The 25,662-nt window shown below is 48.4% G+C and carries 18 protein-coding genes; 5 read left to right on the top strand and 13 right to left on the bottom strand.

What is annotated here, in order from left to right; all coding sequences use genetic code 11:
- Positions 1 to 10: 10 nt before the first annotated feature.
- The 4 genes from ACFOEE_RS12325 to ACFOEE_RS12310 all read right to left on the bottom strand — a co-directional run bounded on the left by ACFOEE_RS12325 (position 11) and on the right by ACFOEE_RS12310 (position 5,739).
- Positions 11 to 1,174 carry an efflux RND transporter periplasmic adaptor subunit gene (locus tag ACFOEE_RS12325; protein ID WP_377124660.1) on the bottom strand — a complete coding sequence of 388 codons (1,164 nt, stop codon included), beginning with the start codon at positions 1,172 to 1,174 and terminating at the stop codon, positions 11 to 13.
- 198 nt (positions 1,175 to 1,372) lie between these two features.
- Positions 1,373 to 3,769 (bottom strand): ABC transporter permease, encoded by a 2,397-nt coding sequence (locus ACFOEE_RS12320; protein ID WP_377124658.1) that lies wholly within the window; start codon positions 3,767 to 3,769, stop codon positions 1,373 to 1,375.
- 2 nt (positions 3,770 to 3,771) lie between these two features.
- Positions 3,772 to 4,491 carry an ABC transporter ATP-binding protein gene (locus ACFOEE_RS12315; protein ID WP_377124656.1) on the bottom strand — a complete coding sequence of 240 codons (720 nt, stop codon included), beginning with the start codon at positions 4,489 to 4,491 and terminating at the stop codon, positions 3,772 to 3,774.
- 3 nt (positions 4,492 to 4,494) lie between these two features.
- Positions 4,495 to 5,739, bottom strand: a complete 1,245-nt coding sequence (locus tag ACFOEE_RS12310; RefSeq protein ID WP_377124654.1) for an efflux RND transporter periplasmic adaptor subunit — start codon at positions 5,737 to 5,739, stop codon at positions 4,495 to 4,497.
- Between the two features lie 236 nt (positions 5,740 to 5,975).
- Between ACFOEE_RS12310 and ACFOEE_RS12305 the strand changes: the two genes are divergently transcribed.
- Entirely contained in the window at positions 5,976 to 7,154 is a 1,179-nt protein-coding gene (locus ACFOEE_RS12305) for a hypothetical protein (protein ID WP_377124652.1), read from the top strand.
- A gap of 84 nt (positions 7,155 to 7,238) precedes the next feature.
- On the top strand, positions 7,239 to 9,098 hold the full coding sequence (locus tag ACFOEE_RS12300; RefSeq protein WP_377124650.1) for a PKD domain-containing protein: 1,860 nt from the start codon (positions 7,239 to 7,241) through the stop codon (positions 9,096 to 9,098).
- Here ACFOEE_RS12300 and ACFOEE_RS12295 read toward each other — a convergent pair.
- Genes ACFOEE_RS12295 through ACFOEE_RS12285 form a run of 3 tightly spaced genes read right to left on the bottom strand, consistent with a single transcriptional unit; the run spans position 9,095 to position 12,628 of the window.
- A complete protein-coding gene (locus tag ACFOEE_RS12295) occupies positions 9,095 to 10,396 on the bottom strand; it encodes a sensor histidine kinase (RefSeq protein ID WP_377124648.1) in 1,302 nt (433 codons plus the stop codon). The genes ACFOEE_RS12300 and ACFOEE_RS12295 overlap by 4 nt on opposite strands.
- Positions 10,380 to 11,726 carry a sigma-54-dependent transcriptional regulator gene (locus ACFOEE_RS12290; RefSeq protein WP_377124646.1) on the bottom strand — a complete coding sequence of 449 codons (1,347 nt, stop codon included), beginning with the start codon at positions 11,724 to 11,726 and terminating at the stop codon, positions 10,380 to 10,382. The genes ACFOEE_RS12295 and ACFOEE_RS12290 overlap by 17 nt, the downstream gene beginning before the upstream one ends.
- Positions 11,727 to 11,776: 50 nt before the next feature.
- The gene (locus ACFOEE_RS12285; RefSeq protein ID WP_377124644.1) at positions 11,777 to 12,628 is read right to left on the bottom strand and encodes a D-hexose-6-phosphate mutarotase; all 852 of its coding nucleotides are present in this window, start codon (positions 12,626 to 12,628) and stop codon (positions 11,777 to 11,779) included.
- Positions 12,629 to 12,859: 231 nt separating this feature from the next.
- Here ACFOEE_RS12285 and ACFOEE_RS12280 point away from each other — a divergent pair, with 231 nt between their 5' ends.
- From ACFOEE_RS12280 to ACFOEE_RS12270, 3 genes are all read left to right on the top strand, one after another.
- Positions 12,860 to 13,240 (top strand): YbaN family protein, encoded by a 381-nt coding sequence (locus ACFOEE_RS12280; protein ID WP_377124642.1) that lies wholly within the window; start codon positions 12,860 to 12,862, stop codon positions 13,238 to 13,240.
- Positions 13,241 to 13,498: 258 nt separating this feature from the next.
- Positions 13,499 to 15,703 carry a catalase/peroxidase HPI gene (katG, locus tag ACFOEE_RS12275; RefSeq protein WP_377124640.1) on the top strand — a complete coding sequence of 735 codons (2,205 nt, stop codon included), beginning with the start codon at positions 13,499 to 13,501 and terminating at the stop codon, positions 15,701 to 15,703.
- 177 nt (positions 15,704 to 15,880) lie between these two features.
- A complete protein-coding gene (locus tag ACFOEE_RS12270; RefSeq protein WP_377124638.1) occupies positions 15,881 to 16,333 on the top strand; it encodes a VOC family protein in 453 nt (150 codons plus the stop codon).
- Between the two features lie 44 nt (positions 16,334 to 16,377).
- On the opposite strand, the gene ACFOEE_RS12265 is transcribed toward ACFOEE_RS12270, so the two are convergent.
- The 6 genes from ACFOEE_RS12265 to ACFOEE_RS12240 form a co-directional block, all read right to left on the bottom strand.
- Entirely contained in the window at positions 16,378 to 17,712 is a 1,335-nt protein-coding gene (locus tag ACFOEE_RS12265; protein ID WP_377124636.1) for a magnesium transporter, read from the bottom strand.
- A gap of 3 nt (positions 17,713 to 17,715) precedes the next feature.
- Positions 17,716 to 18,534, bottom strand: coding sequence for a magnesium transporter MgtE N-terminal domain-containing protein (locus ACFOEE_RS12260; protein WP_377124634.1), 819 nt, complete (start codon positions 18,532 to 18,534; stop codon positions 17,716 to 17,718).
- A 9-nt stretch (positions 18,535 to 18,543) separates the two neighbouring features.
- On the bottom strand, positions 18,544 to 19,401 hold the full coding sequence (locus ACFOEE_RS12255) for a mechanosensitive ion channel family protein (protein ID WP_377124632.1): 858 nt from the start codon (positions 19,399 to 19,401) through the stop codon (positions 18,544 to 18,546).
- 186 nt (positions 19,402 to 19,587) lie between these two features.
- Entirely contained in the window at positions 19,588 to 20,772 is a 1,185-nt protein-coding gene (gene iadA / locus ACFOEE_RS12250; protein ID WP_377124630.1) for a beta-aspartyl-peptidase, read from the bottom strand.
- A gap of 6 nt (positions 20,773 to 20,778) precedes the next feature.
- Positions 20,779 to 22,182, bottom strand: coding sequence for a putative basic amino acid antiporter YfcC (gene yfcC / locus ACFOEE_RS12245; RefSeq protein ID WP_377124628.1), 1,404 nt, complete (start codon positions 22,180 to 22,182; stop codon positions 20,779 to 20,781).
- Between the two features lie 94 nt (positions 22,183 to 22,276).
- Entirely contained in the window at positions 22,277 to 25,192 is a 2,916-nt protein-coding gene (locus ACFOEE_RS12240; RefSeq protein WP_377124626.1) for a TonB-dependent receptor domain-containing protein, read from the bottom strand.
- Between the last annotated feature and the right edge of the window lie 470 nt (positions 25,193 to 25,662).

Genomic DNA, 25,662 nt, shown 5'->3' with positions numbered 1-25,662 from the left:
CTCCTTGCTGTTACAGCTGTTCCGATTTAGCTTCAACGCTTGAGCTGTCGGCACCTGCCACTTTCACCGCCATACCTTTGGTTGGGTATTCAGGTAAGGTCACCACAACTTTATCGTTATACTGCAACCCATCACCAACCAAGAAGTATTCGCCTTCTTCGCGGATCACTTGAACTTTACGCGCTTCAAGCACACCTTCGTCGTTCAATAGCCATACTACTTGGTTATTGACTAAATCCTGTGGCAACTTAAAGATTTGGCGTAGCGTTGCACCAGCAAAGCTAACATTAACAAAACTACCGAACTTCACAGCTGGTTGACCATTTTTAAAGCCGTACGGATCTTCAATACGTACCACCAAATAACTCATCCGCGTGCTGGTATCCACCACACCTAAATCACGCGCTACTAGAGCTTCACGGCTAAAGCCATTAAAGCCAGCTTGTGACACTTCGGCGACAGAGCCTGCTACTTGCTTAGGTAAAAATACGCTATCAAACCCAGCGATTGGAATTTGCACTTCTGCCGCTTCCACATTATTTAACACCGCCAGCGCAGAACCCGCACTCACAAACTGACCTAAACCGACATCACGAGACACCACCAAGGCGTCATACGGGGCAATAATGTCGCAGTTGGCTAAGTCACGACGAGCACGCTGCAAACTCGCTTGCGCAGACTTAACGGCGGCTTCGGCGCTCATTACTTGCGGCTTTCGCAGGAACAAGTCTGTGTGTTTTTTATCTGGGAAACGCCGCGCTTCATCTTTGGCTACTTCCGCTTTGGCTTGCTCTTCAATCAGTGCCGCTTCTGCACGCGCTAGCTCAGCTTCAGCTTGTAATACTGCCGCCTGATAGTTATCTTTTTCGATTTCCATCAAAGTATCGCCTTTGGCGACGATGCCACCGGCGATAAAGTTAGGATTCCAATAGGTCACTTTGCCCGACACTTGCGCCGCAAGGCGGGTAGTTTCAAAGGCTTTCACTTCGCCGTAGCTGCGGATCATCACCTGATAATCTTCTGGCTGAATACGGGTCACCTCAACCACAGGCCTAGTATCAACCTGTTGTTTTTCTTCATCCTTTTTCGCCAGTGCAGTGATCCCCATCGAGCCTGCAACCCCCAGCGTTAATGCGACAAATGGGAATACCCATTTCATTACTTTGCTGTTCATGACTTGTCCTTCTTCAAATTCACTGCTCACATTGTAACAACTTCGCTGGCAACGGGAACGTGACATTTGTAAGTTTGTGTAAAATAAATATATTGATATTGTAGCGTTTTACACAAAAGTGGCCTTGAACCCAAAATAAACATAAAGCATGACCAGTCTGCACGCAAATAGGCTGACTGGCATTTTGGGACGTCGCGCTTATTCAGCACCATGCAATGCGTTAAACAGCGGCTGACGCAGTCTTTTATAAAGAGGCAACACCATGCACACTAATGCCAACAAACTCATCACTAGGATAGTACACAGTAGCTTGGCCCACATACTTGACCAAGACCAAGTAAGATAGTCTATCGCGACTGCGCAGATAAGCGCAGCACTACCACCAGCCACCGCAAGCAAGATTAAAAACTGCCCGCCATACTCCTGCCAAATAGTGCCGCGAGTAGCACCCAACGCTACTTTAAGTGCAATACTGGGGAGTTGCAGTACCTGACTGTAACTGACTACGCCAACAATACCTATGATGGCTATCAGCACCACAAAAGCCGCTAATCCCATCGCCATCACTGTGGTGAGTAGCGTGGCAAATAGTGCCTGCCAACGCTGCTCATTGAGCGTGTCGAAAGTATGAACTTTCACGCCATAAGGCAAATCAGCCAAGGCTTGATTCAGCAAGCTGCGCGACAAAGAGTGCGTTTCATCGACAGCAATCAATAAACGCTTTGCGCTTTTGCGGCCGTTATAAAGCTTTGGCCACGTTTGGGTTTCATGCGGTAATGGAATATCAGCTACCACCCCAACGATTTGCCCCGCAGCTTCTGCGCCTGCGCTGAGGTTAAAGCTCAGCTGGGTGCCTAGCGCCTGCTCAGCTCCACCAAGAGACTTAGCAAAGGTTTCGTTCACTATCATCACATTACTTTTAGCCAACAACTCTTCGGTGGTGAAGTTGCGTCCTGCCACTAGTTGGCTTGCCATTAGCGCAAAGTAATGCTCATCGACAGTTTTACCATAAGGATTGACCCGCTCTAGCGTCACAACATTTTGCAGATCCCAAGTGATTAGATTTTCATCAAAAGGTGAGCGCGCTTGGGATATCTGAGTCACGCCTGGTAAGGCCTGCAACTGGGTTATCACCTCACTCATAGCGGCAGAATTATCTGCAACAGGCGCACTAAAATAGAGCTCCAACGCATATTTGTTAGCAAGCGGTAGGCTCAGGTTATGGCGCAGATGCTGGGCATGCTGGATTGCCACGTCACTCATAAAAAACACTAAACAGCTGGATAAGGTCAGTTGACTGACAATCATGGTGTGTCTTAGCCAAACCGGCACGACAAAGACTGCACCTTTGCCACTTTGCTGCAAATATTGGTTTAAATCGCTGCTCCGCAACGTGCGTAGACTGACATAGGCCAAGAGCAAACTCAGCACTAGGCTGCTCCCCATCACCACCACTATGCCACTCGAATTGAGTGACACGGCGTCTAGCGCTGGGTGCAAATTAGTAAGCCAGGGCTTAGTCACTTTAAGTAACAAGAGCGTGAACAGCACCGCCATAGCCGCTGCCAACAAAAAGAGTTGCAGCAGAGGTTGCCATTGTTGCCACAATAAATGTTTGCGAGTTGCCCCCAGTACGCTGTGAATTGCCATCGCCCGCTGAGCAGAGGCTATCCAAGCCAATTGCAAATTAGCAATATTAATTACCACCATCAGCAACAGCGCACAGGCAGCCAACAGCACGCCACTAAGCAAGGTACCAAGTCCATTGCCAGTGGCCAATTCGCGTAGTGGTTGCAGTGCAATTTTAATCTGCCAACCTTTAAAGTAACCTTGAGTATCAATATTTTGCTGCCACAGCGCATTCATGCTCTGGCTTAAGTCACGCTCCACTTGCGCACGGTTTTGTGCCGGCTTTAATTTGGCCAGCATTAAGTCACGAGGGTAACGGCTCCACCACGACTCGCGTGCTTCCGGTATATTGAGGTTAAAGTCCCACGCAAGCCATACATCTGTTTGTTGTAAAGTGTGGGTAAGCACAGGATTCTGAAAGCCAGCTTGCGCCACACCTATCACAGTAAAGGACTGTTTGCCCAGCTGTAGCACTTGCGATAGCACATTTGGGTCACTATTAAAGTAACGTTGCCAAGCCTGATGACTCAGCACCGCCACGGGCCGATCGAGATCTGCAGGCGCATTAAAGGTTGTGCCTAACTCCGCCCGTAAATTCAGCATGCTAAACCACTCAGGTGTGACATATCCGGTTTCCAGCAACGGCGCTTCGGCGTGTGACAGTAACAACTCCTGAGCGTAATGCACTAGGGCTATCTCTTCAAAGTCATGGGGTTGCTGATAAAGGTGCATCAAGCTTTGGTAGTTGAATGCGGCCGCATTCATGCGCCCTTGCTCATCATGCATCTGGTATTCAACCTTCACTAAACGCTCTGCATCGGGATAAGGCAAAGGTTTTAGCAGCACTGTGTGATACAAGCTCACCGCCAAGCAAAATAAGGTCAGCGCAATGGTGGTAGAAAGTAACACACTGATACTGGATTTAGGCAGTTGCAAGCCAATCTGCCAACGCATTAGTGCGCTCATGCTTATTTCACTCCCTGCAGATGTGTACGACCAAGCGAGTGCGACATCCCCAGTAACTCGCCATCAAATAAATGCACTTGCCGCGAAGCTAAGTCCGCATAACGGGTGTCGTGGGTCACCATGCAAATCGTACTACCTTCTGCATGCAGATTGGCAATGAGCTGCATCACCGCATCGCCACTTTTGGAGTCTAAATTACCCGTGGCTTCGTCAACCAACAAAATGCTCGGCTTGGTTACCAATGCCCGCGCAATGGCAACACGCTGCTGCTGTCCGCCAGACAATTGTTTGGGAAAATGCGCAGCACGATGTACCATGCCAACTTGTTGCAAACACGCCTGAACACGACTTTGTATCGCTTGCTGACTGAGTTTGGGTTGTTGGTATTTGAGCGGCAACGCCACATTGCCTGCAACTGTCAGCTCATCAATTAAGTTAAAGGCCTGAAAAACAAACCCGATATGCTGATTGCGAAACCGCGCCGCCATATCAAACGAAAGCGCTGCGACATCTTGACCCGCAAGCTGATATTGCCCCGAAGATGCGGGAGTGAGTAAACCAAGAATAGATAACAAGGTAGATTTGCCACAGCCTGATGGGCCGCAAATTGAGACAAATTCGCCCTGTTGAATATCTAAATCTATATTACTTAACGCGTGGGTTTGCAGCTGTTCAGTTGCAAATACCTTACCTATGCCTCGCAGTGAAATCAGTGCGTTCATCACTTACTCCTTCAAAATTAATTTATCATATTCAGCAAGTTGTGCGCTGAGGTCCGACACCACAATACGGTCGCCAACGGCAAGACCTGCCACTACTCGCACCTGACCACCGCTCAGGTCAGCAAATTGCACCGACACTCGTTCAATGAGACCATCGTGCGACACGCGGAGCGCTTCTCCTGAAAGCTGGCCCTCAACAGATGCAGGGCTGCGCACATGCACTGTATTGGGCCACGTCGCAACGGTTATTTTGGCGGTAACAGACTGCTTCGCCACCGCGCCAACGGGTACATCCGCAAGCGTCACTTCAACTACGATATAGTTGTCTTGCACCACAGGAGTAATACGACTCACCTTACCTGCGACACGCTGCCCTTGGATCACCACAGACACTGGCTGCTGCAGTTGAATTTTGCCAAGCTGTGATTGCGGTACTTGCAACATGGCTTTAAGTTGTTCACGCTGCCCTAAGGTAGCCAGCAATTCTCCTGCATGTAATTTTTGCCCAACAACTAACGGCAAAGTTTCTATAACCGCCGTGATAGGAGCCACAACAGTCAACGCTGCCAACTTGTCTCGATTGCGCCGCAATGCCTTTTCTTGCAGTGTCACTAAGCGCTTAGCGAGTTGCAGTTCGTTTTGATGTATTACCTTAAGCTGCGTCAGACGCTTTGTTTCACCTTGTAACTGCCGCTGCAAGTTTTCTACTGTACTGCGGGTCTGTGCAAAACTGAGCTGCGATAATATCCCAGCTTCTGCAAGTTTTTGCTCTGCTTGGAGTTTCAAAATCGTGGTATCTAATTCGCCCTGCAAACGGGCTTGTTGTAAGCTGTCTGCTAAGTACTCACGTTGCTGCCGCAACTGCAACTGCATGTACGTGGTATTGGCGGCTTCCAGCGCTTGCTCGGCGTGTGCAACTTGCAAATCTAAATCTGCATCCATCAGCTCAACTATCACATCCCCTGCCATCACGGTTTCGCCAGCTCTAACCGCAACATGTTTGACGATAGCATCACTATCACTGACCAGTAATTGCTTATCTAGGCTATCAAGCTGCCCAAACACATCAACGGTCATGCTCAGTGTACCGCGCTCAACAGTAGCCAACTCCACCTGACGCGCACTGAGCTGATGATAATCACTTTGCCAAATACTGCGTAGCATCCACAGGACTGCAATAGCGAGCGCCACTACCAACCACCACTTTAACCACCGCGATTGCGCTACACGAGGTTTTATCACATCCATTTATGTCTCTTTGCTTATTCTGAGATTGCATTACTGATATTGCTTAGCGAATTTGATGCCAAGAATTATTTATATATTTATCACATAGATAAGTAATAGATATTGAAATTAGTGGAAATTTTCCGGTGCGATTCCGGAATCGGAATAAAATGACTTTTGGTAGCGATAGTTGCCTCTTTGGTGCGAATTAAGTTACAACTAACTCAGTAACCGTTGTTCTAGGAGCAGGGATAATAATGAAGAAATTAATTTGGCCTTTGCTGATATTGGTCACTTTAACAGGATGTGCCCAACTGCAACCACTTAGCGCCGCAAAACCAGCCGATTCCAAACCTGACGTCACTACGCTCCTCAACCACGCCCACTTTGTGCCACAAAACGTACCAAAAAGCTCAGAGTTGTTTTTACTCAGTGAAGAGGTAAAAGAAGAGTTTCTCGCCTATTTTACGCAGCGGCAAAATCTCAACCAACGCGCCGATCATATTTTGGCAGATTACCTGACAGCAAAGTTAGGGCAGTTTAGATACGATGGTCAAACACTAATGGCACGCGAGAGCTTGCAACAGCAACAAGGTAATTGCATTTCGCTGGCCATTTTGACTCAGGCTTTGGCTAATTTGATAGCACTGGAAACCAGCTTCACTGAAGTATCTTCTGCGCCAGTTTATTTTATGGACAACAACACGCTATTGATCTCAAACCACTTTAAAACCAAGTTGTTTGCGCCTTTTGACCCGAACGACAAATCCGGATTAACTCGCTCGGCCATAGTTATCGACTATTTTCCGCAAATCGATAATGTCTTTGTGGGCAGTGCTACTTTGTCAGATTTGATCACTAAGTTTTACGCCAATCGCAGTGTGGATGCATTGTTAGACAAGCGCTATGACTTGAGCTACTCCCTACTACTGCAAGCATTTCATTTTAGCCCAAATGACCCGGAACTTATCAATCTTGCCGCTATTTTGCACCGCCGTATTGGCGATACCAAGACCGAGCAACAACTTTATGACTTCGCCCTTACGCACCAACTCATCAGTCATAACCTGCTTGCAAATTTGTTGCAAACATTAGACCCAAATACCGATCACGAAAAAATCACTCAGGTTCAACAATTGCGCGAAACAACAGTCAAATCACCGATAGAGTGGCTATTAATGGCGAAAGATAATTTACGCGAGAGCAAGCTGTCTAAAGCAAAAACACAATTATTGCATTTTATTGAACGCGCACCCTATATGCCGGAAGGTTACGTAGAACTTGCCAAAGTCAGCTATTTACAAGGAAAAATGAGTGAAAGCAAAAGATTCCTGCAGACCGCGCAAGAAAAAACCAGCCATACGGACAGTAAAAAAATCGCAATGATCGCAGCCAAGCAACAAGCATTAGCAGCTCAGATGAGACTAGAAAACTAAACAATTTATTTACCATTACTTTACATAAAAACATTGTACCGCTATTGTGTTGATGGATATTCAACCAACACAATAGGGTACAACATGACATTTCAACCTAACTATCTGAACGTCGCACTGCTGTGTGCAGGGCTTTGTAGTACAGGCGTTATTGCAACTGAAACCACTGTGCTGAGCGAAGCGCAAATGCTTAAATACACAAGCAAAGCGAACAAAACGATAGTCGCACAGATCAACACTATCAACTTACCTCTAAGCGCTATGGCGACACCGACTTTGGCCAGTCAAAATGCACCTCAAACAGTTTCGCAAACCATCAACCATCCCAATGCCAGTTACATCAAATTGCACTTCAAAAACATTGATTTGAGCAAAGGCGGCAAGTTGATTGTGAGTGCACCAGACGGCTCAGAAAGTTATCAATACACTGCGGGCAATATGCGCGCTGCGACTCGCGACAGCCGCATTGGCGATGATGGCACTAGCCAGTTTGCGGCCATGTCTATCACAGGTGAGAGCGCCATTGTGACTTTTATTCCCGGCGCCAATCAACATGCCAGTGAATTTGGTGAAATCGATTTCTACTATCATGGTACTGAAGGTCAAGATGGTGGTGAGTTGGTAACCCCTAACTTCACCGCCGAACCTAGTAATCTTGATACTGACGTCGGGACTTTCTCCACTTGCGGCGCCATGGAGCGCAGAAACGTACAATGTTGGGCGCAATCTCATCCCACAGAGTTTGAGCGCTCACGCCCAGTTGCACGTCTTATCATCGGCGGGAGCAGTTTGTGTACAGCATGGCGGGTTGGCCCAGACAACCGCATGTTCACCAATAATCACTGCGTTGAAACGGCCGCTGAGTTAACCGCCACAGAAGTGTGGTTTAACTATCAACGTAAAGACTGTAATGGCAATACCAATGAAACTGTCGTCAAAGTCACAGGGAAAGACTTCCTAAAAACGGACTACACCCTAGACTACACCCTATTTACCATCAATGACTTCGCAAAAGCAGCGCCTTTTGGTTATTTTGGCCTTGATGTGCGTAATGCCAACCAAGGTGAGCGCATTTATATTCCACAGCATGGTTCTGGCAATCCAAAAGAGTTAGCGATTGAATCAGATCAAGATACCAACGGCTTATGTTCAGTGAATCAGGCTAGCGCCAACGGTCGCGGCACTAACACTGACATAGGTTACTACTGTGATACTATCGGCGGCTCTTCTGGTTCTCCTGTGCTTGCTGCCGCAACCAACAAAGTTATCGCGCTACATCACTTAGGTGGTTGCACTAACAAAGGTGCAAAAGTGAGTTTGATTTGGCCTCAAGTTGCAACGCACTTTAATAACCAGATCCCTGAGGGTGATAATGGCAATACCACACCGCTGCCAGTCGCGAGCTTTGCGGCGAACTGTACGCTACTAAATTGTCAATTTGACGCCAGTAACTCCAGCAGCCCTAATGGCAACATTAGCAACTATCAATGGCAGTTTGGCGATGGTAGTGCCGATGTTGGCGTCACCAGCAACCACACCTATGCTAACTCGGGTAGCTATTCAGTTACTTTAACTGTCACTGACAGCGCAGGTGAAACCGCTTCGACTACGCAGACCGTGGCGGTTAGCCAAAGTAATGACAGTGTTTTACAAAAAGGCGTGGCAAAAACTGGCTTAGCCGCGGCAAAAGGCGAGAATTTAATGTACTACATTGATATTCCAGCCAATGCCGGTACGGTGTCATTCGTACTGTCAGGCGGTAGTGGTGATGCTGACCTGTATGTACGTAAAGATTTAGAACCAACCACCAGCAGTTATGATTGTCGTCCATTTAAACTGGGTAACAATGAAACCTGCTCGCTGAATGCAGGTGCAGGCCGTTACTATGTGATGGTCCGTGCTTATAGTGCCTTTAGTGGTGTGTCATTAGTAGCAAACTACTAATCGTTTACTACGGAGCCAGCCGCGGCTGGCTCTTCGCTGCTGGGTAACCAAATACTCACACAGGCCCCTTGCTCACCATTACGCAATCGTAGCTCCCCGCCATGTTGCTCAATTACATGACGGCTCCAAGTTAACCCTATACCCTGACCAAGCGGTCGAGTAGTGTAAAAGGGTGTTAAAGCGTTATCTAGGTTTGCAAACCCGTCTCCACTATCATTTATCTCTATACAATTGCGGTTTGCATCACGTGTTACCACTAGGCTAATCCCGCGTCGACCCACTTCGTGGTTGGCAAAGCGAGCATTGTCCAGCAGGTTTATCAACACTTGCTCAAGCAATGCTGCATCGCCATATAGAAGCGGAGTTTTTACCGTCATCTCGACCTCTGCCTGCAATTGCAATAACCCAATAACGCGCCCCAGCATAGCGCGACAATCAAACGTTTGGCATTGCAGTTTTAGCGTTTTGCTGGCATCAGCATAGCGCGCCATAAAAGTTTGCAAATGCTCGCAGCGCTCGGCTATCACTGCAAGAGCCTGCTGATCACGCGCTACGTTGACCTTGCTTTGCAAACTACTCGCAAGTGAGCTAATTGGGGTTAAGGTATTGCGAATTTCATGGCTTATCACGCGGATTAACTGCTGCCAAGCAGCTAACTCTTTTTGCCGCAATGCTTGGCTAATATCAAGTACCATCAGTAAGGTAAACGACTCGCCCTCTTGCAAAAAATGACTATAACGCAGTTGCCATTGGCTCGCTTGTTGCGGGTTTTGCCAACGCCAACCCTGTTTGTCACAATCAAGCCCAAGTGTGCTGGCATGCATTCCTTTACAACTTTGCCAAGGGCGTGCAAACAAATTAAAAAACGCAGGGTTACCATAACTTAAACGTGCTTGCGCATCGAAAATCATCACTGGGCTATTGAGCTTGTCGATAAGCTCGTAGATCACAAACATTTGGCTGCTATAGCGGCCTTTTTGTGCGCGTAACTGCTGCACCACAGTTTGCAACTGACGCTCCAACTGCGCGGCTTCACCAGCACCAAATTGCGGTGCTAATTGTTGCGTAAAATCCGCTTCGGCAATGGCATCAAGCTGCCAGCCAAAACGCCGTAAATGCTGCCGTACATAACGCCATTGCCAGCGCAGCAACAACCCAATAACAACCCCAGCACTCAGCAATATTGCCAATCGCAACCACGCAAATGGGCTCGCATACCAAGCTAATGTGCTGGCTAAACCGCACAGCAGCAATAACCCTGAACTCAACAGCAACTTTAGTTCAAAGTGCGCTTTCATCTCGAATGCCATATTTATCAAGGCGACGATATAACGACGACTTGGTGAGCCCCAAGCGCACGGCAGCGTCTGCCACTTGCCCCCGACACTCACGATATACCCGTAAGATAAGTTCTCGTTCCACATTCGCTAAGCTCTGCTTGGGAGTTTCATCAGCAGCTAGCTGTTTCACCTTAGCAAGCCGCAGTTGGCAATCCGCCGCCTTGATTAGGGCACTATCGGACAATAATACCGCCCGCTCTAATACATGTTTCAATTCCCGCACATTACCGGGCCAAGGATACTGTAATAGTGCTTGTGCGGCGCAGTCACTGAGTGTTTTATGCGCGAAGGTGTATTTATCGCATAATGAAGCAATCAAAAATTGCGCCAGCGGTATGATGTCATCCCGTCGTGCGGCTAGGGGCGGCACCTCAAAGATTAATGTATTAAGACGATAGTAAAGATCTTCACGAAACGCGCCACTGCTCACTTGCGCATTCATATCGGCATTGGTGGCACTCACTACCCTTACGTTAGCACGCTCAGTTGCACTACTGCCAACTCGCTCATATTCACCGGACTCTAACACTCGCAGTAGCTTGATTTGTTGCGGTAGGGGTAAGGTGGCGATTTCATCTAAAAATAACGTGCCTTGATGCGCTGCGGCAAAACGCCCAACCCTCGCTGACTTCGCATCAGTAAAGGCACCTTTGACATGGCCATACATTTCACTTTCAAACAGTTCTGCGGCAATCGCCCCCATATTCACCGCCACAAAAGGACCATCGCGTCGCTCAGATTGTCGATGCAGCCAGCTCGCTAACTGCGTTTTTCCACTACCGCTCGGACCGCTTAAAAACACCGCCGCATCACTGTGTGATACGCGTTGTAATTGTTGCAATAGCGTTTTCATGACTGGCGAACGCCATTGATATTCGTGAGTCGAGGAGGACGGCGCATGCCGAGGTAAACGCTGTGCCACTTTACTTTGTTGCCAAATGGCACACAATAAACGCTCGTTTTGCCAAGGCTTTTCGATAAAGTCGGCAGCACCTAACTGCATCGCTTGCACGGCAAGGTCAATACAACCCCAACCGGTTAAACAAATCACCGCAGGTGGCTGGGACTGATTGCGTAACCAACGTAAAAATTGCAATCCTTCAGCGCCAGACGTGGTATCACGACTGAAGTTCATATCCAGCAGTATTAAACTTATCTCGGCGCGTGGTAATAACGCTTTAGCGTTTGCGATTGAGTCCGCTTCAAGTACAGTAAAGCCATGGTCTTCCAGCAAGTAACTGGCACTGAGGCGTACTTCTGGGTTGTCATCAACCACTAAGATGGTCATGTCGTATCCTTCTTAATAATGAAGCTCTAGGATACGACAGTTAAGCAGATTTACAACCAGCGCAAACGGGTTGTTAAAGTATGGCTGGCACCAGGGGCCACTGTGGCACTATCCTGCATCACGTTGGTTGCTTCTAGGCACAGCATTACTTGGTACTCGTCATCACGGAAATTGGTAAGACGTTTGGCTTTATCTATCCATGGGTTCCAAAGTACGCATGAGCTTGAATTTTCACGCCCGACCAAAATAGTACCCGCAGGTGTATGGATACGTTGCTCTGGCGCCGCCTCGGTGTAAACCATATCGGTTTCACGGGCAAAACCGACCACATCTTGTTGTAAAAATGGCCCTTGATCGAATTCAATAAATTGCGCACCTTGCAGCCCATCCACTGTGGTTTGAGTAATGTCTGGGGTCGGGAAATAAGTATGTAACGCCTGAGTTAAGGTAAAGGGTGTATCACCTAAATTGCTGTTGGTGAGGCGTACCACAAGTTCTGTACCAAGCTCAAACTCTACGCTCAGGCTTGATTGATGCGGCCAATAGGTTTTGTCGACCAGTTCCATCGGTAAACTTAAGCTCACCAATACGCGCTCACCCTCCTCACGCACTGCGTCTAATTGCCACATCAGTTTGCGCGCCACGCCATGGATAGGCCAAGTTGGGTCACTGTGTACACCAAACCAAGGCCAACAAATTGGAATGCCACCACGAATGGCTTTACCCGGCTGGTAATCTTCATCACCAGACACCCAAATTAAATTGTTTTGCCCAGTTGGAATAAACTCACTGAGTTGAGCGCCTTGCAAGAAAATTTTGGCCTGACACAGGGCACTATGCACTTGGATATAACTAAGCCCGGTGGCGGTTTCTAATAGAGTAACGGAATTTGGCAGTTGCATTGATCACACCTCACAAACTGAATTGACCGTCATTATGCAATGCCTTACGACTCAGTGGAAATAGCAAAATGCGAATAATGAAGCATCTTCAAGTCGCGGCACGACAACAAGGCAAAGACATGTGGTTTTTTCTCTTGCGCTTGAAATAAAATCATTATTTAACGATTTTTAGCATTCCTAGCGGCTTATGTTAAGCTCTAATAAGGCCCCCCTTTTGAGTCAGAATTACAGATGAAGGCTTTATTTACGCGCTGTTTTTGGTTGCACGTTGCTGGGATCTTATTTGTGGTGCTCGGCTTTATTGGCATGGCATTACCCGTGATGCCGACGACGGTCTTTTTTATCCTCGCGCTGTATTGCTTCACTCGCTCAAATCCTCAGCTAGCAAATTGGCTGCTCACTCACCCCAAATTTGGTCCTTCATTGCAGCTTTGGCAACAACATCAGATCATTCCGATTAAAGGCAAATGTCTGGCTGGGACAGGGATGCTAATAGGCTTTGCGTTATTGTGTTTCAGTAGCGCACCGATTTGGGTGATAGCCTTAGTCGCATGTATCGAAATTGCCGTACTATACTATATTTGTACTCGGCCATCGGCAGCTCCGCGATAAGTGGGATTAACGCATTGTCAAAGAAGATGTTTTTCATGTTTGACTGATTTCCATAAGCGAGTATCGGCAATAACTTCGCAAACATAGGGAGTGATACCAACGTAAAAATTGATTGAATTTAGATTGCCAATCGCAAAAACAGATTAAATCAATCTGGATAAGTCATTTTATGTACAGCAAGTTCATGGTTATAGTCTAGGCTATATCTTGTGGGGCAGCGGTTGACCCACTTTTTGCAACGTAGAATAGGACTTGATTATGGAAAACAGCAAGACAGCCTCAAAGTGCCCTTTTATGCATGGGGGTAACACCCGCCTTGGCTCGGCGGGCACTAAGAATCTCGATTGGTGGCCAAACCAATTGAATCTTAAAATTCTCCACCAAAACGATAAAAAGTCCAACCCACTCGGTGAACAGTTTAACTATGCAGCTGCATTTCAATCTTTAGATCTCGCTGCGGTTAAACACGACCTAACAGTATTAATGACAGACTCTAAACCGTGGTGGCCAGCTGATTATGGTCATTATGGTCCATTTATGATCCGCATGGCATGGCATTCCGCAGGCACCTACCGTACTGGTGACGGGAGAGGTGGTGCTGCAACGGGTAATCAACGTTTTGCACCTCTTAACAGCTGGCCAGACAATGCTAACCTCGACAAAGCACGTCGCCTGTTGTGGCCGGTTAAACAAAAGTATGGCAACAGCCTATCTTGGGCTGATCTCTTTATCCTCGCTGGTAATGTAGCGCTTGAGTCCATGGGCTTGAAAACCTTTGGTTTTGCTGGTGGCCGCGAAGATATCTGGGAACCAGAAGAAGACATCTACTGGGGCGCTGAAACCACTTGGCTTGGCAATGACCGCTACAGTGGTGAGCGCGATTTGGAAAACCCTCTGGCCGCAGTGCAAATGGGTTTAATTTACGTTAATCCAGAAGGTCCAGACGGCAATCCTGATCCTCTCGCTTCTGCCAGAGACATTCGCGAAACCTTCACCCGCATGGCAATGAACGACGAAGAAACCGTGGCCTTGACCGCGGGTGGCCATACTTTTGGTAAGTGCCATGGTGCAGGAGATGCTGCATTAGTCGGGCCGGAGCCAGAAGCAGCACCGCTGCAAGCCATGGGACTCGGTTGGTTGAGCAGTTATGGCAAAGGCCATGGCCGCGATACCATTACCAGTGGTTTAGAAGGGTCATGGACGCCTAATCCGATCAAATGGGATAACGGCTATTTTGATGTGCTATTCGGCTATGAATGGCAATTGATCAAAAGCCCAGCGGGTGCGCATCAATGGGTACCTATCAATTTAAAACCTGAAGATCATGCACCAGATGTTGAAGACGCCAGCAAACGCGTTGGTATTATGATGACCACCGCCGATATGGCGATGCGTGAAGATCCGATTTATCGCGAAATTTCCAAACGCTTTCATCAACATCCAGAGCAGTTCGCCGATGCATTTGCTCGCGCATGGTTTAAATTAACCCACCGTGATTTAGGCCCTAAAGCACGTTACTTGGGCTCGGAAGTGCCTGCTGAAGACTTGATTTGGCAAGATCCAGTACCTGAGATTGACCATGAATTGCTCTCAGAGCAGGATGTGGCAACTCTGAAAGCGCAAGTCTTGAGTAGTGGGCTTAGCCAAAACGAGCTGGTTTATACCGCTTGGTCATCAGCCTCAACTTTCCGTGGCTCGGATTGTCGAGGAGGAGCTAATGGTGCGCGCATTCGCCTTGCACCACAAAAAGATTGGGCAGTTAATCACCCCCAGCAACTGCAAAAAGTACTCAATGTATTGAGCCAATTACAGCAGGCGTTTAATGCTGCTCAAACTGGCAATAAACGAGTGTCTCTTGCAGACATGATAATACTGGCCGGGGATGCCGCTGTTGAGCAAGCCGCCAAGCGTGCAGGCGTGCAACTCAGCATTGATTTTATGCCTGGTCGCACAGATGCCAGCGACGAACAAACCGATGTCGCGTCATTTGCTGTGCTTGAACCCATTGCGGATGGTTTCCGTAATTATCAAAAAGCCAGTTATAGCGTGTCCGCTGAGGAGCTGATGATAGACAAAGCGCAGTTGTTAAAGCTCACCGCACCGGAAATGACTGTACTGGTGGCGGGCATGCGAGCACTGGATGCCAACTATCAGGGCGCTCAGACTGGAGTGCTAACCAGCCAACCTGGGGTGCTAAGCAATGACTTCTTGGTCAATGTGCTGGATATGGACACCGTATGGTTGCCTACCAGTAAAGAGGAGCAAGAGTTTGAAGGCCGCTGCCGTAGCACTGGCAAAATCAAATGGCATGCTTCACGGGTCGACTTGCTATTTGGTGCCAACTCTCAGTTGCGCGCTATCAGTGAAGTCTACGCAGGTGCAGATGCCAAAGAGAAATTCGTCCACGACTTTGCTGCGGCATGGCACAAAGTGATGAACGCGGATAGATTTGACGTAAAATAACCACTGATGGGCATGCGCTGTAGCATGCCCTTACTTTTCCGCACAATTTCTGTGCTCAGTTCTTAACGCTGCACTTTTCCCACAAATTTTTTGCAACAATGATTAGCAATTTGCTTGACCTTGACTTAACTTCAGGTCTTAAGCTAGCGAGCACCATATGTTTTAGGTTTTGAAACCATGCTTGCTGCGAAACTAACTCATCTTACTTTACCTGTGACCGACCTTGTCGCGAGTGTGCAATTTTACCAATACTACGCCGGCTTAAACATCATCCACCAATACTGTGATACGTCCACAGAGCAGCAAATCGTGTGGCTCAGTGATAGCAGCACTGACTTCATATTGGTGTTGGTTGAATCACAAGCATTCTTTCCAGTCCTCGCACCGTTTGCCAATCTTGGCGTCACTTGCAGCTCTGCCGCCCAGTTTGAATTACTCTGCACCCAAGCCCATCGCTCGGCGCGGCTGATTGGTGCGCCAAAAGCACCTCACCCGCCGTTTGGCTATCGCGCAAAACTACGTGACCCTGACGGCCATATCTTGGAACTAATGTTAAATACCAACGTACCGCCAGCTGTAATTGCGCCAAACTCGCTACTGGCACAAAACCCTGTTCATAGCTATGTATAAACGGGGAATTGGACTTAACAGAGTCAACTTTAGCGGGTGCTGTCTTAACCTTTTGGCAGCATATCAGCAAGCAGCAGCGCGATGCCTAAAAATGACATAAAACCCGCAATATCAGTAATCGTGGTTAGCACGATAGAGCTTGACTGCGCGGGATCTAAACCCAATTTTTTCAGCGCAATGGGCACAATTGCACCAGAACAACCGGCAATCACCAGTGACGCTATCATCGCCAATGAGATCACCAAGGACAGGCCGAGCGACTGACTCCACAAATACACCCCCACGCCGCAGGTAATGGCGATGGCAACCCCATTCATCAAGCCGACGAACATTTCTTTGAGCATCACTTGATACCAATGCCGAGTAGAGATTTCTCGTAGCGTTAAGCCACGCATGGTCACCGCCAGCGCTTGCGCCCCGGCATTACCCGATTGCCCCGCAGCAACCGGCAGTAAAATTGCCAGCGCGGTTACTTGCGCGATCAATCCTTCAAATGCGCCCACGACCGCGGCTGCTGCAAAGGCGGTAAGTAAATTAATTTGCAGCCAAGGTAAGCGTTTTTTCACCGCAAACCAGCTGCTGGAAAGTGCTTTTTCGTCTTTACTGGCACCCACCATAGTTTGCATGTCACTAACCAACTCTTCTTTAGTCGATTGGTAGACATCAAAAAAGCGAATTTGCCCGACTAACTGCTGCTGAGCATCCAATACAGGCAACGCTCTACAACGTAAACCCTCAAAGGTTTCAATCACTTGATCTTTATGGTCCATCACATTGAGGCGCGCTTTGATTGGCGTGGCAAGACTGCCTAAGGCTGCTTTCCCCGCACTGCCGACCAACACAGTGATGGCTAATTCGCCAATCAATACCTGCTCAGCATTTTGCACATAGACCACATCAGCAACTTGTCCTTTGAGCCGTTTTAGTTGCCTTAATGCTTCCGCCACTGTGGTCTCGGCGTAAAATGCCTGCACTCGGCAGCTCATCATGCGCGCGGCGGTATTTTCTGGATAAACCAATAAATCGCTGAGCTCAGCGTAAATACTCGGCTGGGCAACACTTAACGCAGCCAATACCGCTTGCTGGCTGGTTGCATCCAGCTTACTAAGTAGCCCCACTGCGACATGGCTTTCCAAATGGCAGATAAACTCCACCTGATAATCAAAACGAAATGCGCAAAAAAACACTTCGGCTATGCCTGGCGGCAAAAACTTCCACAAGCGGTTAACCACGTATAACGGCTTTTCTTCTAGTAATCGAGCCGCTTCTTTAGGGGTTAAGGTCGCAAGTAACTGCGCGCTTTTCAGTGGATAATCACTGAGAAAGGTGTCACTGAGCTGCGCAATTGCCGATTCCAGTTTGTCTTGGGTTGTGACCATAAGTTAATTCCCTGATTTTGGCGTCGGTGTAAACACATCCACCAGACTGGCAAATGAGCTGGCATAAGCATCGAGTAAATCGGTGGCCTCCAAAAGTGGTGCCGGTGGGGTATTGCGCTGCAATGCACTACGCACTTTATGATGGTGGAGCTCACCGAGAAAATCGCCTTGTCGACTGACTACCGCCACTTGATCTTGCTGTGCCCACACGGGCGCTTTCAAGGCACCTGCAAGTTCAGTAAAACCGCTTAAACTTAACACTTTGGTGTCTAAAAAACTCGCCACTACCTCAGTCGCGGTGCGACGTAGCAAGTTAAAAATAGATACTTGTCCCACCAGCTGCCGTTGCTGATCCACCACATAAAGCTGCGCGCCACCTTTATAATGACGCTTTCTCAGCCGATGCATGGCTTCTTCCACCGTCATTTTTACATCCAGCACTACGACATCTGTTTCGACCCAAGCGCCCACGGTGTAATCAGGGTAGCTGGCGAGCATGCGGCATAAGTTTTGTTTTTTCTGCGAGAGTAAACTCAATAAACGCGCAAAATCGGCTTCCGTGCTATGGCGCAGTACCGCAGCGATATCCGCCAATTCCATTTGCTCTAACCAGCGCGAGGCTTCCACTTCAGGCAAGGACAACAGTACGTCCGCCGCAAACTCCGCTTGCAGCAAACACAACACTTCTACGGCAGCATGGCTGGGTAGGGTTTTTAGCAATCCCGCAGCAACTTCAGGCGCCTCTAGCTCTAAGCGCCGCGCCGCCCCGCGCGGTTCCTCCAGCAAAAAATGCTGGGCGAGTTTTAAGTCAAGAGTCGGCATATTTGGCTCCTAACTGTTGGTATCAGTCGAATTGCTGACGCGCGTAAAACTAGGCTGAGTGAAAAACCAGCTGGCGGGCAATAACGTCCGCCCCTTGTCGGATTCAATCACCACCATAGTGGCTGTCACTTCCGTCAGCCGACCTGACAATCCGGCAATTTCAATTTGGTCGTTAATGCGACAATGACGCAGCACTTGCCGCGCCGCCACGGTATTGGCAATCAATTCGCGGCTACCAAGACCAAAAGCCAGCGCTACACCAAAACACAGCACACCGGTCACCACAATCACTATGTTGGTCACAAATTGGATATTAATGCCCAATTGCTCAACACCTATCACCATGGCCGTAAACAGTACCGCTAATTTTGCGGTGCGGGCTACTGCCTCGACGCGCGCAAAGCCCATGGACTGCGCTCCGGCGCGTGCCATGGCGGCAACCAAATTGCCGATGAGATAACCGCCCACCATGATCAACACCCCAGCCACCAGCTTAGGTAAATAGCTCAGCAAGGAGGCTATCCAGCCGCTGAAAAAGTCGAGGCCGAGGCTAGAGGTCGCTGCGGCGATAAAAAACATCATGATCACCCAAAAAATTGCTCGGCTGATAAAGCGCGCATGTTTTGGGTTAAGCTGGATGATTTTCTCGCTTTGCAGCCGCTGGCTAACGCTGGCCATAACACGGTTAGTTAAAGCCAACAAAGTGAGCGTGAGTTTACTGAGTGCCCATGCGATACCCCAACCAAGCAGCAACAGCATTATGGCACCGAATAAATGCGGTAAAAACGTGGCGATTTGGCTGAGTAGTTGTTCATAGCTGGCAGCAAGTGCGTGTTGCCAGCTAGCAGAAGTTGGTGCGGGTGTCATAGACAGCTCCCTGTATGAAAACGTCAGTTTGCCTGACTGACATGACAGCCACTTGACGTTAGTTTACTAAGTGATTGTTCTTCATTGTTATGGGGGTGGCTTAGCTTGTCCAGACATTTATTGGCTTTATCGACCAAGTAGGGAAAGCAGCAGAACAAAGCGCCCTGCTGCGATTAAGAGCGGCAACTATGATAAACGACCAATACCCGCAAAAAAGCCGCGCTGCAGCAGTTGAGTTTGCTGCATCACTCTATTACCGCGACACCAAACGTCACTCAATACAAAATCGTCTTTGCGTAGCAACAGTAAATCGGCATCGGCACCTGCATACAACTGACCTTTTGCCAAACCGAGAATATCCGCAGGGTTTTGCGTCACGGCCCGCACAGCTTCTGCCACAGGCACGTTAAACTCAGTGATCGCTTGTTTGAGGGCATTAAAAAGCGCCATTTCCGACCCCACTTCAAAACCCACCAGCTGATTGTGCTCATCATAAATCGGTAAACTAGCATGCCCATCAGAACTTAGGGTCAATAAATTTGGCGCCACGCCTTTTTGTAAACAATAGGCCAGCGCTTCTGCCGCCGCCAATTCCCCATGCGCCAAGTCGTAGGCGGTGGTGCTGGCGGTAAAATCAATGACGCCGCCTAAACTGGCAAACTCAATCCCCGCCATCAGTAAATCTGAGTTGCGGTTCATATGGGTTGGATAAAACTGCGACAAAGGAATATCACTGCTTTTGGCGACTTCATACAAAATCGCCAGACGACTTTTGCCCGCCCCCACATGCACACTCACCGTACCGCGTTTATTGGCGAGCAAACCAGCCGTTCTCGCTTCTGCCGCAATACGCGTCAGCTCATGTACACTGGGTTGGCTGCCGCGGTGGTCAGCAATCGCCACCTCCCCAACACCAATGCATTCATTGATAAACATGATGTCATGGCGAATTGACTGCCCTAACGTTCTTACGGGCACATGATAGGAGCCAGTATGAACAAATGCGTTTAAGCCGTCCTGTTGTAGCCCCTTGGCTTTGGCCACTAAGTCACAATGACTACGGCTAATATCATCAGTGCCAAGCGCCCCCACCACAGTGGTAATGCCAGCCAAAAACGCATCGGCCACGCCCATCTCTGGTGTCCGACTGGCAAATCCGGCTTCACCGCCACCGCCGCTGATATGCACCAAAGAATCCACCAGTCCGGGGATCATTAAGCAGTCATGCGCTGCTACCTCGCTTACCGCGATGGAAGTGCTTAAGTTAATCGACTTTTCGATCGCAATAATTTTATCACCTGCGATCAGCACATCTTGCGTGCCAAGGTGAGTAGGTGCGTATACAGTCGCACCCCGAATTAAAGTCAGCATAATAATCTATTGATATTCAATGAATTGAGCGAACAACATCAATGCGATGGCTGCCACAAACAGCAATAGCATGAGTCGCCAAATGAGTTTAAACCACTCGCCCCAAGCCAAATTAGTTACCCCAAGGCAACCTATCAAACTTGCGGAAGTAGGAATGATGATATTGGTGAGGCCATCGCCCAGTTGAAACGCCAGTACCGCTGTTTGTCTGGACACACCAATTAAATCGGATAACGGTGACATCAACGGCATAGTAATAGCCGCTTGCCCCGAACCGGAGGAAACAAAAAAGTTAAACACCGACTGAAACACATACATAGCAACAGCGGCAATATAATCTGGTACTAAGGTGATAAGCGCGGCGCAATGAAACAGTAACGTATTGAGCATCGATGGCTGATGTAAACTGGTGCCACCAAGTAGGATCACCAACCCCTTGGCCAAACCAACCAAAAGTGCTGCCGGTAGTAGCTCCGCACTGCCTTGCTTAAACGCATCGACCGACTGCTGCACGCTGCTGCGTCCGCCGAATTTTGCCACCGCAGCGACACTTATCCCTAGCACAAAAAACTGCGCAGCCAACTCAGGAATGTAATAGCCTTTGACGGTCACGCCATACACCACCCAAGCCAAACAAAGTGTAAACACGCTAAGAATGGTTGCATCTAATGCGCTTAAGCGGTGTTCGCTCTTGGCGGCCAGCGCCTGTGGCGCTTTACGAATGTGTCGCGCATAACTTAGGGTAAACCACAGCGCGATACTATTAAGCACCACAAACGCGACAACCCGCAGCCAAGCACCTGAAAATAAAGGCAGCTCTGCAATGCCTTGAGCAATGGCAATACTGAACGGATTGATAGGCGAAGTGGCAAACCCCACTTGCGTGGCAACATAAGTCACCATCACAGTAACGGCTGCATCATAGCCAAGCTGTTTAAGGATAGGGAACAGCACAATACAAAATGCAATGGCCTCCTCCCCCATGCCAAATACCGCGCCGCCAACGCTAAATACCAAAAACAGTACGGGTAAAAACAGCCAATCCAGCGTGCTGGTTTTTGCTATCAGTACCAACATGCCGTTTTCGATAGCACACGTGTGCATCACTACACCAAACGCACCGCCAGTGATGAGAATAAAGGCTATCACGCCAATCGCAGCACCAAAGCGGTCACCACTGACTAAACCTTCAAACAACACGTTGACCAAACCTGCGCCACCCCCTTCAGCAAACAAAGGGAGCGGAGTTGGTGCCTCCGCCGCTCGGAAATCATCAAGGGCAATTAAACTTTGGCCTTCTGTGAGCGGCAAAAAATATCCCGGAATGACCCAATAAGAAGCCACGGTAGTGAATAGCGCCAACGACAACAAAATGACAAACGCGTCTGGCATCGCAATGGTTTTTTTCATCTTCTCTATCTTGCTTAATGCTGATAATGATTAAGTGTAAAGGCTGCAAATAAAGGCCCTTGGCTCGCAAGCGGTCGGGCCTGATTTGGGCAAGTTAAAAACGATAACGCAAGCCAACACGGTAGTTGGCGCCAAGCGCATGGTGGTTAATCGAATCAAACCCTCTGGATGTACCATAGACTCTAGGTGGGTTTTTATCGAATAGGTTGTCAATGGCCACGCTCAGTTCAAGTTGCTCACTGAGCGCTAGCCCCGCACGCAAGCCGACCGTAGTCCAGCTCTCTACTTGGCGCTGTTGCTGCTCATCAAGCAAACCTAAAGCGCTTAGCTCATCCACTTCTCGGCCGCGCAAACCGTCGATATCATCTTGATAACTATCGATATAATCGGCAAACACATTGACGTACCAAGCATCACGGTCATAGCTTAAGCCCAAACGCGCGATATTTTCTGGATAGCGGAAAGTCCCCACCAACTCTTCTACCGTGTCTGAGCCCGGCTTATTACGTTGATACTCAAGATAATGTGTCAGGTTAAAACTCACTTTGAGCGCGCTGTCGGCAAAGCGCCAACGATGATCGAACTTCACATCTACCCCTGTGATGGTTTGCGTACCCGTGTTCTCAAGCTGAATTACATGATCACGATACAACTGCAAACTTTGATTGCGCGGATCAAATTCAGCAATATAGTTGGCGAGCACTTGCTGCAAGTTGGCGCCATCGGCATCAATGCGTAGCCCTGCATCGTCAGTAACTGCACAGACATCCGCTGCAAATGAAATGCCCATTTGTCCGTCAGGCACTAAGCCACAATGGCGTAACGACGCATCGCTGAGTGCGCGGTCTAACACTGCCGTCATATTGGTATCAATCACATCGGTATAATCAAACTGCCAATAATCTAAGGTTAAATTGGTATCCCCAGAGGGGCTCCATGCCAAGCCAAACGACAACGACTCAGACTCTTCTGCATTAAGTGCACTGTTACCTAATTCTAGTGAATTCACGGTGACCAAGGTGCCATCACCTTCGCAGTAAAGCGCTGCCACCGCCTGATTGGCGCCGCAGTCAAAAGTTGATGTGGTGGTACGCAGTTTTACCCCTGCTTGGGTCAAAGATGGGGCACGAAATGAGGTCGCCCAACCGGCGCGCAGCAGCACTTGCTCATTGGCGCGATAACTGGCAGAAATTTTTGGATTGAACGTCGAGCCAAAGTCATCATAGTGATCAAAACGACCCGCCAATTGCACTTCTAATGCGTCAGTTAGTGGTATATACAACTCCCCAAACGCGCCAAATTGCTCGCGTTTAGCTTTAGCAATGCTTGAACCAAAACCAAACACGTCGACCAAATAACCCTTGTTGGCATCGGCTACTGCATCCATCGAAGGCGTATCGGATAATTGCTCGCGGCGCACTTCAACACCCAATGCAGCCTGAATAGCGATGTCCTGAATTTGCCACAGTTCGCCACTGACGTTGAAATCGGCACCATACACTTCACTTTTGCCACGCCGTGTTGGGGTTGCTTGCGTAAGCGCCAGCGTCGCGTCATTGGCTGCATCGCCCACTAAAAACGGATTATAAAAAGGTAACAGCGTACCGCTTTGGCACAGCACATTATCCTCAGCTAAGGTCGCAATAGAGCCATCCGAACACAATTCGCCTGATAGCGCGGCGTGGAATTGATAGCGGTTGTACACCCCAGCAATGGCCTCTTGCTTGGATTTGGACTGCGAATATGTCACCCCAGTCTCATAGCTCCAATCGCCAATGTAACCTTCTAATGCCACCACTAAGCGTAAATTATCTGATTCCACCTCGATGGTGCGTGGCGCATCAAAGCGCGCATCAAAGGCAAAACCCCACAACTCACGGCCTAAGTAGGATGAAAACGGGTCGATATACAAGGATGACAGCAGCAGGTTATCACCGTTGGCATCATCAAAAATAAACAGTGCCTCTTCGCTGACATAAGGGCCTTCGCTGTCATCAAGTTGATTGATAGCCGCTGGGCTGGAAAATGCCGTGGCTTTGGTACGACTAAAAAAGAAATCGCTCTTTAGGCGATGCTCTCCCAAGCTTTGGTTATACATAAAGCCGGTTGAAAAGCTTTCAAATGGCGGGGTTAAAACATCATCCTGATTTGGGTAATAAGCACAGATCTGCTCGCCATACTCTGTGGTCACCAGTTCAGATTGGCAACCGGGCGCTGCCAGTTCATTACCATCTTTGCTGCTGTAGTAATAAATATTGGGGGTATTGCTGAGCTTAGGTAAATAGGAATAGCTGTTGGTTAAGTTGCCATCGCGGGTATGTGCTCGGTCTCGCGCATCAAACTGATTGCGTTTAAAGTAATCACCAAACACAGTGAGGTTGCCATTGCCAAGCTCAGTGCCAAATAACGCATTGAACTGCACTTTACCTTCATCTGAACCGGCAAAACTGTTGCCAACTGACACATCAAATTCCGCGCCTTGATAGTCTTCTTTCAGAATGTAGTTAATTACCCCAGCGACTGCATCGGCACCATAAATTGCTGAGGCACCAGTTGCTAGAATTTCGACCCGCTCAATTGCGCTCAGGGGAATGGCATTAATATCAACGAAGTTTTGCGTTCCAGCGGCAAAGGCACTGGGCGCAATACGGCGTCCATTAATCAGCGTTAAAGTTGCTGATGGCCCCATGCCGCGCAAACTGGCTGCGGCCTGCCCAGCGGGTGTCGAAGTTGAGGTGCTACCACTTTCTGAGGTCGAAAACGTCCCACTACCGCCTTTAACCTGTGACAGACTTTGCAATAAGTCATACACAGTGCTGGCACCGGAGCGACTAATTGCTTCACTATCGAGTACCGTGATAGGTTGCGTACCTTCGAGGTCAACGCCTTTAATGCGCGAACCGGTGATCTCGATTTTTTCTGGTTCATTGTTGTTGTCTGCTGCGAGGGTATTTGCCTGCGCGGTTGCGCCTAACACCAACGCCACTGCCATTGTTATTTTATTGTACATTACTTCACCCGACCTGTTTGTGGTCGGCAAGCAAACGGCGCAAACCGAGCAGTATTTGACTCGAATAACGCTAAGTGACTGTATCGTTTAATACTGGGCTGTGATTTTAAATAATACCAAATATCAATTTGCAACTACGCGATTAAATATAACCAACCACCCCTGATAATAAATCAAGGATACAATTGCAATTTAAATTGATAAATATAATCCACAGCACAACACTTGCTGCTGGTTTACACCACAGCTTGCTTTGCCGATAATAATTTTTGGATTTTAAAGGTGTGGCAGTTTAAAAATAGATTAGCCACGGACTAAGCCGTGTATCTACTCATTAAACCATTCAGACAGGTAATGAGGTGTGTAGAAGTAATGCGTGAGCGAATGCGCCTTTTTTAACATTTCTACATCCCAAAGGAATTTTGACATCGCAAACTAAAGCATGTTAGTTTGCACCTCGATTGTGTTCA

This window comes from Pseudoalteromonas fenneropenaei, assembly GCF_042643375.1.
Classification (GTDB): Bacteria; Pseudomonadota; Gammaproteobacteria; order Enterobacterales; family Alteromonadaceae; genus Pseudoalteromonas; species Pseudoalteromonas fenneropenaei.
This window is presented reverse-complemented; position numbering and strand designations above follow the sequence as displayed.